Origin of the sequence: Jannaschia seosinensis, from assembly GCF_001408515.1 — a bacterium.
Classification (GTDB): domain Bacteria; phylum Pseudomonadota; class Alphaproteobacteria; order Rhodobacterales; family Rhodobacteraceae; genus Jannaschia; species Jannaschia seosinensis.
In genome coordinates, this window is sequence record NZ_CYPR01000186.1 from 1 (window position 1) to 11,978 (window position 11,978).

Here is an 11,978-nt window from a genome sequence, read left to right on the forward strand (position 1 = left end):
CGGATGCGCCAGCGGCACGAACATCTCTCGGCCGCGCCGCTCGCGCTCCCGCATGTAGTCCTTCACGATCGTATAGCCGCCGGTGAAACCATGCTCATCGCGGAGCCGTTCGAACAACCGCTTCGCCGTGTGCCGCTGCTTGCGATGGACCTCGCGATCGCCATCCAGCCAGCCGTCGATGATCCCGGTGAGCCCGTCCAGCTTCGGCCGCTTCACGGGCGCCGTTCGCCGGTATCCTGGAGGAATCGAGAACGCCAACATCTTCTGAACGCTGTCGCGCGAAATCCCGAAGTGATGCGCCGCCGCCCGCTGGCTCATGCCCTCCGCACAGGCCAATCGCACCTTACGATACAAGTCCACGGTGAAAATCCTCCCGCCCTCCCTGCCGCCAGAGAGGGTAAAGGTGGACGACTTTTACGCCGCCCGCAGCAGGCTCATCCCGCCGCTACCGTGGCAGACTTTTGCACCGCCGTTCTCAGGCGGGTGGACGTCTGTCGGTTGAACGCGCTCCAACGTGAGCAGCGCCGGAAGGCAGACCGGAAACCGGGCAAAGTCCGAACAATGCGCCACACCGAAACGCAAACGGGCGCCGAAAGGCGCCCGTTCAAACCTACGTCGTAAGGCTCAGGCTTCTTCGAGCTTCTCGACTTCCGCCTGCAGTTCAGCTTTGGAGACGGGCTTCTCCGTCACCTCGGCCCGATCCAGGACAAGATCAATCACCTTGTCCTCGAAGAGCGGCGCGCGAAGCTGCTGCTGGGCTTGGGCATTCTTCTGAATGAACTCGAAGAATTCCCGCTCCTGCCCCGGATATTGACGGGCTTGAGTCATAATCGCCTGCGTCATCTCGGCATCGGTGACCTCGACGCCTTCCTTCTGGCCAAGCTCCGCGAGCAGGAGGCCGAGACGGACCCGGCGCGCCGCGAGATTGCGATGCTCCTCGGTCGGCTCGATCGTCGGGTGGTCATGGCCCTGAACGTCGGGGTTTTCCTCGTGCCAGAGCTGGTGGGCGATCTGGTTGGCTTCCGCTTCCACGAGCGCAGGAGGCAGGTCGAACGTCACCAGGCTGTCGAGCTGGTCGAGAAGCTGACGCTTCACCACCTGACGCGCCGCACCGGCATATTCCGCCGAAAGCCGCTCCTTGATCTGCGTCTTGAGCGCCTCGAGGCTTTCGACGCCGAAGGATTTGGCCATCTCGTCGTCGATCTTGGCTTCGGCCGGCTTCTTCACTTCCTTGACGGTGCAATCGAAGACGGCCGTCTTTCCGGCCAGATGCGCGGCCTGATACTCTTCGGGGAAGTTGACCTCGACGGCCTTCTCCTCGCCCTCTTTCGTGCCGACGAGCTGTTCTTCGAAGCCCGGAATGAAGGATTTCGATCCGAGCACGAGGGGGTAGTCCTCCGCCGCGCCGCCCTCGAAGGCCTCGCCGTCGACCTTGCCGACGAAGTCGATAACGACCTGATCGCCGTTCTCGGCCACGCCGTCTTCTTTGGGCTCGAAGGTCTGCGCGTTCTTGGACAGCCCCTCGAGCGCTTCGTCGACATCGGCCTCGGCGGGCTCGACGGTCAGCTTCTCGATCTTGACGCCGCCGAAATCGACGTCGGGCACGTCGGGCAGCGCCTCATAGGTCAGCGCCACGACGATGTCGTCACCGTCCGACCAGTTCTCCTGATTGATCATCTCGATCTTGGGCTGCATCGCCGGACGATCGCCGGATTCCTGGAAATGCTCCTGGACCGCACCGTCGATCGATTCCTGGATGACCTCGCCCATGATCTGGCGGCCGAACTGCTTCTTGAGCATCGCCATCGGGACCTTGCCCTTGCGGAAGCCCTTGAGCTCGACTTCGGGCTGCGCCTCGACCAGCTTGGCATTCACCTTCGCGTCGATGTCACCTGCCGGCACCGTGATCTGATAGCCGCGCTTGAGTCCTTCGTTCAGGGTCTCGCTCACCTGCATGGATCCATCCTTGTTTGTCGGTCGTCCCGGGCAGCTCTCGCGCTGCGACACAGCGCCGCCAAACGCACGAAAGCCCCGCGCCCCGGAGGGCTGGGTTGAAATCGCCTGCTCTCTATGTGCGAGGGGTGCCGTGCGCAAGGCGATAGTCCGGGCGCGACGCGCCAGCGATGCGCCCGGACTATCGTGGGATCAGTAAATGTAGCGTATCTGGTCCGACCAGTAGCGCTCCACCCGCTTCAGGGTGCCGACGATCTCGACGAGGCCCGCATCGGAGAGGACGCCGGTATGGCGGATGCCGTCGGCATGGCCGAGGAACAGCGCCTCGACGACATCGTGAACCTTGCGCCCCTTTTCGGTGAGGCGAACGCGGACGGCGCGACGATCGATCTCGCAGCGCTGATGGTGCATGTACTCCATATCCACCAGCTTCTTGAGATTGTAGCTGACGTTCGAGCCTTGGTAATAACCGCGACTCTTGAGTTCGCCGGCGGTCACTTCGTTGCCGGCGATATTGAAGAGAAGTAGCCCCTGCACGGCGTTGATCTCGATCAGGCCCAGACGCTCGAACTCATCCTTGATGACGTCCAGCAAGAGGCGATGAAGACGCTCCACCAAGGTCAGCGCGTCGAGATAGCCAGACATGAAGTCGGGCTGCTTGCGGGGTTGGAACTTCTCTAGTCGGCTCATCCGGCGCGTCCTGCTCTCTCGATATGTCTCGGATGCAGATATGCTTCGGAAGTTCCTTAGATTTCGTTAAACTCGCTACCTTTTGCCGCCCCCGCAGCACGTTGCGAAAGCTCCGCCATCAGGGGGGCGTAGCGCGCGGGCGGCTGGGCATTTCCCGTGACCCAGGCGAAGAGGTCGTGATCGTTCTCGCCCATCACCGCCTCGAACAGCGCGAGGCCATCGTCGTCCAGCGTGGCGAGCCGGTCATCGGCATAGCCGCCGAGGATCAGGTCCATCTCCTTGATCCCACGGCGCCAGGCGCGGATGCGCATGCGCTTGATCCGTGTTTCACGCGGCTCGTCCATCTGCGGCTCTCCCATGTCAGGCGCCCCGCATCCGGGCCCGCAGGCGGACTTCCAGCCGGTGAAGCCGTTCCGTCATCCGGGCGCTGTCGCGGCGCAGCTTCTCGACCTCCTGCACGAGGTCACCGAGCGAGTCCTGCGATTGCGCAAGAGCCGGCCCCTGTCCCGTGCCGGTCATCAGCCAGACCAGGGAAACGTTCGTCATCCCCGCCAGCATGGAGACGCGGTTCGCGCGCGGTTCGGCGCGATCCTCCTCCCAGGCGCGGATGGTGCGGGGTTTCACGCCCATGCGGCGGGCAAGCTCCTCGACATCCAGTCCGGCCGCTTCACGCGCGCCGGTCAGACGGTCACCGAATGTGGTCGTGGCGGGATCGAACCAATCGGCATTGGCCTCGGGGGCGTCATCCATTGCTCGGGCTCCTTGATTGCGGCTTGCGCGGAGCCTAGGACGGACGGAACCCCGTTGCCAGCCCGGAGACCGACCCAATGGCGTTCCTGTCCGACATGCTCGCGCGCGTAAAGCCCTCCCCGACGATCGCGGTGACGAACAAGGCGCGGGAACTGAAGGCCGCCGGCCGCGATGTAATCGGCCTCGGCGCAGGAGAGCCGGATTTCGACACGCCGCAGAACATCAAGGACGCCGCGACGCGGGCCATCGCCGAGGGCAAGACGAAATATACCGCCGTCGACGGCATCCCCGAACTCAAGCAGGCGATCCGCGACAAGTTCCTGCGCGACAACGGTCTGGACTACACCCCCGCCCAGATCAGCGTCGGCACGGGCGGCAAGCAGGTCCTCTACAACGCCTTCGTCGCGACGCTGAACCCGAGCGACGAGGTGGTGATCCCCGCACCCTACTGGGTCAGCTATCCGGACATGGTGCTGCTGGCGGGGGGCGTGCCGGTCGTCGCCGAGGCCGGCATCGAGACCGGCTTCAAGCTGAGCCCGGAGGCGCTGGAGGCGGCAATCACCGACCGGACCAAGTGGTTCATCTTCAACTCTCCCTCGAACCCAACCGGCGCGGGTTATACGGAGGAGGAGCTGCGCGGCCTGACCGACGTGCTGTTGCGGCATCCGCATGTCTGGGTGCTGACCGACGACATGTACGAACATCTCGTCTTCGACGGCTTTACCTTCGTCACCCCCGCACAGGTCGAGCCGCGCCTGAAGGACCGGACTCTGACGGTGAACGGCGTCTCGAAGGCTTATTCCATGACCGGCTGGCGGATCGGCTATGCCGGCGGGCCGGAGGAGCTGATCGCGGCGATGCGAAAGGTGCAGTCGCAGTCGACCTCCAACCCCTGCTCGATCTCGCAATGGGCGGCGGTCGAGGCACTGAACGGGCCGCAGGACTTCATCGGCTCGAACAACGCGGCCTTCCGGCGCCGCCGCGATCTGGTGGTGGCGGGACTTAACGATTGCCCCGGGATCATTTGTCCGGTCCCCGAGGGTGCGTTCTACGTTTATCCGTCCATCGCCGGCTGCATCGGCAAGGTCACCGTGGGCGGCGCGCGGATCGACGACGACGAGGCGTTCGCCACGGCGCTACTCGATGAAGAGGGCGTCGCGGTCGTGTTCGGTTCGGCCTTCGGCTTGTCGCCCCATTTCCGCGTCAGCTACGCGACCTCGGACGACAGCCTGGCCGAAGCATGCAGCCGGATCAGGCGGTTCTGCGAAGCGCTCTCGTGACGGCCCGGATGGACCTGCGGTGAAAAGTCTTCCGCCCTACTACTTCCGCGTCAAGGAAAACGGCGCACTCGTGTTTCGCGTCGATGCCGAGAACCGCCAGCGTCGGCTGGAGCTCGACCAGATCGCGGCGATCAACATCAACAACGGTCAGGTGAAGCCCCACGGCGACCGGGCATTGTTGCCCGAGGACGAGGCGGCCATTGCCGCGTGGATGGAAGCGCGGCAGAGCCAGCTTGCGCAACGCGACATGGACGACATCCTGCGCGCCATCGACCACCTCAACCTGACGGCGCATTGGGCGCAGGCACGCGCTACCGAAGAGCAGCTCGAGGCGGTAACCGACCAGCTGCTGCTGGCGATGCACGACCTGCGGACGGTTCTCGTGCGCAAGCGGGCGGACCGGGTGGCGCGGGGCTAGTCGCCGCGCCGGGCCCCGGCCCATCGGGCGCGGAAACGCCCCCCGCCCGACGCTAGGCGCGCAACCAGATCGCCGCATACGGCTCCAGCCGGACGCGGCCATCCTCGACGACCGGCGCGGCCTCCGTCAGGAGGTCGCGCGCCCCCTCCGGCACCGGCACATCGGCCCAGGCGCGCCGTTCGGTAAAGTTGCACAGACATGTCACCACGCGGTCGTCGCCCAACCGCTGATATGCGAAGACGCCCGCATCCCCGGCATCGATCACGCGCGTCGGAATGTCGGAGGCAAGCTGCGGCGTGGCCTTGCGCACGGCCAGAAGATGCCGCGTTCCGCGCCAGATGTGGCCATGGGGCGCGTCAGTCCGCGCCGCGTCGGCCGCCTTGTCCCAATCCATGCGCGGCCGCTGCATCCACCGTCCGTCATCGGCCAGAACGGGATCGGACAGATAGCTCATGTCGTTCGCAAGGCCCAATTCGTCGCCCATGTAAAGCAGCGGCACCCCGCCATAGGACGCGATCAGCGCGTGGCCCAGCAGGATCCGCCCCACCGCCAGATCGACCGCATCGGCATCGCCCGCCTCCATCGCGGCCTCGAGACCGGCGAGCGAGGCGAAACTGCCATTGGTGCGCCGGTCCCCCGTCTCCTCGTTCACCTGAAAATCCGCGCCCCTCGCGAAACTGCCCGGAAACCGGCCCGCGTAGAAATCGGCCAGAAAAGCACGATGGCCGGGCGCGGTGATATCGGGCACATGGGCCGCGTCCTCATCGGTGATGGCCCATCCGATATCGTCATGGCAGCGGATATAGGGCGCGAAGCAGGCCCTCCGGAAACTCTCGGGAAAATGCTCCCGCAGCACATGGGTCATCAGCCGCGTGTCCCGCGCGGCCAGTGCCGACCAGAACTGCACCATCAGGTTGTTGTGGTAGGCGAGCTGGCTCTCGCGGCCCTGATGCGTCTCGACGCCGAGATAGGGGACGAGATCGGCCGGTCCCACGATCGCCTCGGCCTTGTGGATGACGCCCGGCGCGGCGATCCGGGTCGCCTGCGTCAGCGCCTGCAGGATGTCGTGCACCTCGGGCAGGTTCTGGCAGGTCGTGCCGATCCGCTTCCACATGAAGGCCACCGCGTCGAGGCGGAACACCTCGACCCCCTGCCCGGCCAGGAACAGGATGTTGTCGAGCACGGCGAGGAAGACCTCCGGGTTCTCCCAATTCAGATCCCATTGATACTCGTTGAAGGTCGTCCAGACCCGTTTCCCCATATCCTGATACCAGGTGAAGTTGCCCGGCGCCTGGTCGGGAAATACCTCCAGCAGCGTCTCCTCATAGGCCTTGGGCACGGCATCGTCGTCGAACATTCGGTAGAAGGCTTGATAGAAGGGATCGCCCGACCGCGCCTTCTGCGCCCATTCATGCTCCTTGGCGGTGTGGTTGAGGACCATGTCGATACAGGGGCTGATCCCCGCCGCGCGCAGGGCCGTCGTGGCGGCGCGGAAGTCATCCATGTCGCCGAGACGCGGGTCGATCCGGCGATAATCCTTCACCGCATAGCCGCCATCGGATTCGCCCGGCCGCGGCAGCAGAAGCGGCATGAGATGGGCATAGGTCACGCCGAGCTCGCGCAGGTAGCCGATCCGCTCCGGCAGATCGCGCAAGGTGCCGGCGAAGCGATCCACGTAGAAGACATAGCCGACCATGTCTTCCGACAGGAACCAGTCGGGGTGCAGGTCGCGCTCCAGGTCGAGGTCGCGCAGATCCTCCGGCCGCGCCCGCCAATGCCGTGCGAGGAGCGCGTGGAGCCGTTCGAGAAATGCCTCCGTTCCGCCCTGAAGCCCGTAGAGCCGGCTGACCGGGCCGACGAGATCGCGCTTCCCGCGCCGCCAGCGCAGGTCGAACGTTGCCTCCGGCGTCAATCCGTTCTTGCCGCGTGCCGTCATTGCGCGCCTCCCCTTCGATGATCCTGTAATCGAGCACGCGCAGCCCCCGTGACAAGCCCGTTCCCCTCCCCTAGACCGGCGCCGCAGGGAGGACCGCATGAAAATCGCGACGTTCAACGTCAATGGTATCAAGGCCCGCTACGGGATCGTGTCCGACTGGCTGCGCGAGGATGCGCCCGACGTCGCCGTCCTGCAGGAGATCAAGTCCACCGACGAGACCTTCCCCCGCGAGGTCGCCGAGGATGCCGGATACGAGCTGCATACACACGGACAGAAGGGCTTCAACGGCGTGGCCATCCTGTCGAAGCGGCCCGTCGAAGACGTGACGCGGGGGCTGGCGCCGCTGCCCGGCGGCGAGGAGGACGACGAACAGGCGCGCTATATCGAGGGCACCGTGATTGGTGAGCGCGATGCGGTGCGCATCTGCGGCCTGTATCTGCCGAACGGCAATCCGGCGCCCGGACCGAAATACGACTACAAGCTTGCCTGGATGGCGCGGCTTGAAGCCCGCGCGCGGGAGCTTCTGGCGCAGGAGATCCCCTTCCTGATGACCGGGGATTACAACGTCCTGCCCACCGACATGGACGCGGCGCGGCCGCAGGTGATGGCCGAGGACGCGCTTGCCCTGCCGCCGACCCGCCGGGCGTTTCAGCGCCTGCTCAACCTCGGGCTCACCGAGGCCTTCCGCGCCCGGCATCCGGGCCAGCCGGGCCATTACTCCTACTGGGACTATCAGGCCGGCGCGTTCGAGCGGAATCACGGTCTACGGATCGACCATTTCCTGCTTTCGCCCGCGATCGCCGACCGGATGACCGACTGCACGATTCAGTCCGACATGCGCGCGCGCCAGAAGCCATCAGACCACGTGCCCGTCTGGCTCGACCTCGACATCTGAGACGACCGCCCTTCCCTTTCCGCACAACCATTATCCGGAGCGATTCCATGCGCCACGTCCCCCTCGGCCGCCACGACACCATCTCCGAAATCATGCTCGGGACGATGACCTGGGGCACTCAGACAGACGAGGCCGATGCCCACGCACAGCTTGCCATGGCCTGCGATGCCGGCGTCACCTGGCTCGACACGGCGGAAATGTATCCGGTCAATCCCGTCCGCGCCGAAACCATCGGCCTGACCGAGGCGATTACCGGCCGCTGGCTTGCCGCGAATCCGGGGCGCATCCGCGTGGCGACGAAACATTCGGGCGCGGGATCCGATGCCCGCGACGGCGCGCCGATCACCGCCGAATCCATCCCCGAAGCCATCGAGGGCAGCCTCAAGCGGCTGCAGGTGGACACGATCGACCTCTACCAGTTCCACTGGCCCAACCGCGGCTCCTTCCAGTTCCGCAAGCACTGGACCTACCATCCGGAGGGCGAGCGCGAGGAGATACTTCAGAATCTCGCCGATTGCACCGGCGCGCTGGAACAGGAAATCGCGCGCGGCACGATCCGGGCCTTCGGGCTGTCGAACGAGAGCACCTGGGGGATGGACCAGTGGCTCACGTTGTCGACCGCAGAGGACGGGGAGGACGGACCAGCCCGGCCGGTCTCGATCCAGAACGAATATTCGCTGCTCTGCCGGCTGGCGGATACCGACCTGACCGAGATGATGACCTACGAGCAGGTGACGATGCTTGCCTTCTCGCCGCTGGCGACCGGGATCCTGACGGGCAAATATCAGGGCGGGAACGTGCCCGAGGGGTCGCGCAAATCGATCAACGAGGGCCTCGGCGGGCGCTGGACGGAACGGGTGGAGCCCGCGACCGAGGGCTATCTCAAGCTCGCGCGGGATCACGGGATCGACCCGGTGCACATGGCGCTCGCCTGGCTTCAGACGCGGCCCTTCGCCTGCTCCGCGATTCTGGGCGCGACGACGGCGGCGCAGCTTGAGCACGGGCTGGCGGCGCAGAACATGACGCTGTCGGACGAATTGGTTGCAGCGATCGACGACGCGAACAAGGCGCATCCGCTGCCGTATTGATCCGGCTGTGAACCGACGGCGTGATCCGCTGCCATTCGGCGGCGGATGCGCCCGTCTAGAGGTTCAGCGTCGTGAGCAGGTTTTCCACCCGCGCCGCATTCACACCCATGTCGGACACGCCGAAGCGCGACCGGCTCCAGATCACAAGTCGCGACCCCGCGCCTTCGGGGGTCACCTTCGCCGTGATCGCGTCGGGATAGGCCATCAGGCGCGACCGCTGGACATAGGTGCGAAGTCCGGTCTCCGGCGTTGCGGCGAGAATCTCGGTCCGGGGCTGTGCCAGAAGTGCCGCGTCCAGCCGCGCTTGCAGGGTCTCGGGGGGCAGATCCGTCACAACGGGCGGCCGGTCGCCGCCGGCTCCGACCAGATACTCGTTCAGACTGCCCTTAGGCGCCGCCGTTTCGGGATCGACATGCCAGGCGGCGGCGTCCATCGGCGACGTCCGAACATAGATGGCGCCTGCGGCGGCGGCGACGAGCAGCCCGAGAGCGCCGGTAAGAACGATGCGACGGATCATGCGCCGGTCATAGCGCTGCATTGGCGCGCCGTCACCCCGCGAACGCCGTCACCCGACATGCAACACCTGCAGATCGGCGACGTTCGTTCCGGTTCCACCGGTGAGAAGCAGATCGCCCGACGCCGCCAGCGCCGGATAGCTGTCGTTGCGCGCCAGCATTCCCTCGGGGTCTAGCCCGGCCGCCGTCATACGCGCGAGCGTCCCCTGATCGACCAGCGCCCCGGCCGCGTCGGTGGGTCCGTCCCGACCGTCGGTGCCACCGGACAGGAACGCCCAAGGCCGTTCCATCCCCCGAAGCGCCAGAGCCACGCGCAGCGCAAGCTCCTGATTTCGTCCGCCGCGGCCCGTTCCGCGCAGCACAACGGTCGTCTCTCCGCCCCATAGCCGCATCACCCCCGGCCGGGCCGCCGCCGCAATCCGCGCGGCCGCGTCCGCAACGTCCCCAGTCAGGGGAATCGGGTCGAGTGTCGCGCCGGGTGCGGCGACCAGCATCGCCTCGGCCGAAAGACGGTTAGAGCCGATGATGCGGTTGCGGCAGGGCGGCGTCGGCGCCGTCTCCTCCCGGCAAAGCACATCGCGGCATGTCTGCGGTATCCGCTCCCACAAATCGCGGCGCTCCAGCAGAACCCGCGCCTCGGCCCTTGTGCCCATGGGCGGCACCGTCGGCCCCGACGCGATCACCGCCAGTTCGTCACCCACCACGTCCGACAGAACCAGCGCCTCCACCTCCGCGGGCGCGCCGGCGCGTGCGAGGCCGCCCCCCTTCAGCCGGGATAGGTTCTGCCGCACAAGGTTCATCTCCATGATGTCGAACCCCGCCCCGAGCAGCAGGCGCGACAATGCCGCCTTGTCCGCCAAAGTGACCGGCGGCACCGGATCGACCGCCAGAGCCGACCCTCCGCCGGAGATCAGCGCCAGGATCCGCCCACCTGCGCCGACGGAGGAGACCGCCGCGACCAGCGCGCGACCCGCACGCAGCGACCCCTCGTCGGGAACGGGATGGCCGCCCGCCATCACCGTCGCGCCATGAAGCGCGGCCGCGTTTTCAGTGTTGGTCACGACGAGACAGGGCGTGCCGGGAAACGCCGTCAGCGCCGCACGCGCCATGCCGAGACCCGCCTTGCCGAGCGCAACGACTTGATCGGGGCGGGTGATCCCCGCCGCTGCCTCGCGAACCAGCCGCTCCGGGTCGGCACGCCGCACGCCCGCCATGAATATATCGAACAATTCCTGACGCATCACCCGTCCCTTTTCCGGATACGGTGCGGCCGCGCCGGGCTTGTCCTGCGCGCGATCAACCGGCTTCGTCTTCTGAGGAGTCGTGCGGGTGAAGGGACTCGAACCGAAGGGACTCGAACCATTGTAGGGGGCATAAATCCTACTGATAGATTGATCTCTCCGCTCAGAGACCAACAAAACTTGCCTCAATCACCGTCGCGCCGAGTCAGTAGGATAGCCGAAACTCAACTATTAGGCCTACTGATTAAAGCTTCTCCGTCTATTAGTAGGTTCGTACCATATAGGGCGCCCGGTGTCAGAGCAAGCCCCTTGCCGGGCGTGTTGTACAGGCGAGCTTACGGCGCTGTAGGTCCAGCTTCCGAAATCGCAAATGCCTTTGCAGACTTTCTCAAAAGGGTCGTTACCTCAAAAGCCCATTGCGGACCGTGACCTGAACCCCGACTCTCCTCCGGCCATTCGGAGAATCCACGGGTTGATTTTTGGGGCTGCGCCGCACGGATTTCCAGCCCCTTCTTTGCCATGAACTCGACCGGCGGGATGTTCCCGAGGCCGGAATGCGGGCGGCGGTGGTTGTAGTCGTGCTGCCAGTCCTGGATCTTCTGCCGCGCCTCGTCGAGCGTCGTGAACAGGTTTCGTTCAACAGCTCGTCTCGGAACCGATAGTGTCCCAGCGGTTGGTGTAGGAGGCCGCGGGCGAAGCCCTTGGCGTAGCGTAGCGCGCGGCCGGGTGTGACGCTGGTGGTCACCGTCGATCTTCGAGAAGGTTCGGGTTGCGAGACTCGAAACCAAGAACGGAGACGACGATGACCGACGACAGAATGGCGCTGCTTGAGCTGGTTGAAAAGGAGGCCGATGGCGATCTCGTGCGCGAGATGCTGGCTTTCGCGGCCAGGCGGATCATGGAAGCGGAGATTGAGACCAGAACTGGCGTAGCAAAGGGCGTGCGTTCGCCGTCGCGTGAGGTTCAGCGAAATGGATACCGCGAGCGGGACTGGGACACCCGCGCCGGACGGATATCGCTGGAGATCCCGAAGCTGAGGAAGGGAAGCTACTTGCCGAGCTTTCTTGAACCGCGTCGGACAGCCGAAAAAGCACTCGTGGCTGTGATCCAGGAGGCTTACGTGCAAGGCATCTCGACGCGCTCGGTGGACGACCTGGTGAAGGCCATGGGCGCTGGCGGCATGTCGAAGAGCCAGGTCAGCCGGCTCTGCGG

General features: G+C 65.6%; 13 protein-coding genes and 1 pseudogene. 5 read left to right on the forward strand and 9 right to left on the reverse strand.

Annotated features, from left to right (window positions below; translation table 11 throughout):
• The 5 genes and pseudogenes from JSE7799_RS13960 to JSE7799_RS13980 all read right to left on the reverse strand — a co-directional run.
• Positions 1-360 (reverse strand): annotated as a pseudogene (locus JSE7799_RS13960) (IS21 family transposase); the annotation flags it as partial.
• A 264-nt stretch (positions 361-624) separates the two neighbouring features.
• A complete protein-coding gene (tig, locus tag JSE7799_RS13965) occupies positions 625-1,956 on the reverse strand; it encodes a trigger factor (RefSeq protein ID WP_055664163.1) in 1,332 nt (443 codons plus the stop codon).
• Positions 1,957-2,145: 189 nt separating this feature from the next.
• Positions 2,146-2,643: a MarR family winged helix-turn-helix transcriptional regulator gene (locus tag JSE7799_RS13970; protein ID WP_055664164.1), complete on the reverse strand. Its 498-nt coding sequence runs from the start codon at positions 2,641-2,643 to the stop codon at positions 2,146-2,148.
• Between the two features lie 56 nt (positions 2,644-2,699).
• The gene (locus JSE7799_RS13975; RefSeq protein WP_055664173.1) at positions 2,700-2,987 is read right to left on the reverse strand and encodes a succinate dehydrogenase assembly factor 2; all 288 of its coding nucleotides are present in this window, start codon (positions 2,985-2,987) and stop codon (positions 2,700-2,702) included.
• Between the two features lie 16 nt (positions 2,988-3,003).
• Positions 3,004-3,393 (reverse strand): helix-turn-helix domain-containing protein, encoded by a 390-nt coding sequence (locus JSE7799_RS13980; RefSeq protein WP_055664165.1) that lies wholly within the window; start codon positions 3,391-3,393, stop codon positions 3,004-3,006.
• A gap of 77 nt (positions 3,394-3,470) precedes the next feature.
• On the opposite strand from JSE7799_RS13980, the gene JSE7799_RS13985 reads away from it, so the two are divergent.
• Both JSE7799_RS13985 and JSE7799_RS13990 read left to right on the forward strand, forming a co-directional pair.
• Positions 3,471-4,673, forward strand: a complete 1,203-nt coding sequence (locus JSE7799_RS13985) for a pyridoxal phosphate-dependent aminotransferase (RefSeq protein ID WP_055664166.1) — start codon at positions 3,471-3,473, stop codon at positions 4,671-4,673.
• A gap of 19 nt (positions 4,674-4,692) precedes the next feature.
• Complete coding sequence (locus tag JSE7799_RS13990; RefSeq protein WP_055664167.1) at positions 4,693-5,091, forward strand: hypothetical protein; 399 nt, start codon at positions 4,693-4,695, stop codon at positions 5,089-5,091.
• 52 nt (positions 5,092-5,143) lie between these two features.
• On the opposite strand, the gene JSE7799_RS13995 is transcribed toward JSE7799_RS13990, so the two are convergent.
• Entirely contained in the window at positions 5,144-7,027 is a 1,884-nt protein-coding gene (locus JSE7799_RS13995) for an alpha-amylase family glycosyl hydrolase (protein ID WP_055664168.1), read from the reverse strand.
• A 97-nt stretch (positions 7,028-7,124) separates the two neighbouring features.
• Between JSE7799_RS13995 and xth the strand changes: the two genes are divergently transcribed.
• Together xth and JSE7799_RS14005 are read left to right on the forward strand one after the other, a co-directional pair.
• A complete protein-coding gene (xth, locus tag JSE7799_RS14000; protein WP_055664169.1) occupies positions 7,125-7,922 on the forward strand; it encodes an exodeoxyribonuclease III in 798 nt (265 codons plus the stop codon).
• A 47-nt stretch (positions 7,923-7,969) separates the two neighbouring features.
• A complete protein-coding gene (locus JSE7799_RS14005) occupies positions 7,970-9,010 on the forward strand; it encodes an aldo/keto reductase (RefSeq protein WP_055664170.1) in 1,041 nt (346 codons plus the stop codon).
• A gap of 55 nt (positions 9,011-9,065) precedes the next feature.
• Here the strand turns inward: JSE7799_RS14005 and JSE7799_RS14010 are convergent, their stop codons facing one another.
• The 3 genes from JSE7799_RS14010 to JSE7799_RS22340 all read right to left on the reverse strand — a co-directional run bounded on the left by JSE7799_RS14010 (position 9,066) and on the right by JSE7799_RS22340 (position 11,554).
• Positions 9,066-9,527 carry a DUF1499 domain-containing protein gene (locus JSE7799_RS14010; protein ID WP_245624897.1) on the reverse strand — a complete coding sequence of 154 codons (462 nt, stop codon included), beginning with the start codon at positions 9,525-9,527 and terminating at the stop codon, positions 9,066-9,068.
• A gap of 48 nt (positions 9,528-9,575) precedes the next feature.
• Complete coding sequence (locus JSE7799_RS14015) at positions 9,576-10,754, reverse strand: glycerate kinase type-2 family protein (RefSeq protein WP_245624898.1); 1,179 nt, start codon at positions 10,752-10,754, stop codon at positions 9,576-9,578.
• Positions 10,755-11,101: 347 nt separating this feature from the next.
• The gene (locus JSE7799_RS22340) at positions 11,102-11,554 is read right to left on the reverse strand and encodes an integrase core domain-containing protein (RefSeq protein ID WP_083480601.1); all 453 of its coding nucleotides are present in this window, start codon (positions 11,552-11,554) and stop codon (positions 11,102-11,104) included.
• Between the two features lie 14 nt (positions 11,555-11,568).
• Here JSE7799_RS22340 and JSE7799_RS14020 point away from each other — a divergent pair.
• Positions 11,569-11,978: transposase (locus JSE7799_RS14020; protein ID WP_186201949.1), on the forward strand; the 410-nt coding region annotated here is incomplete at its 3' end.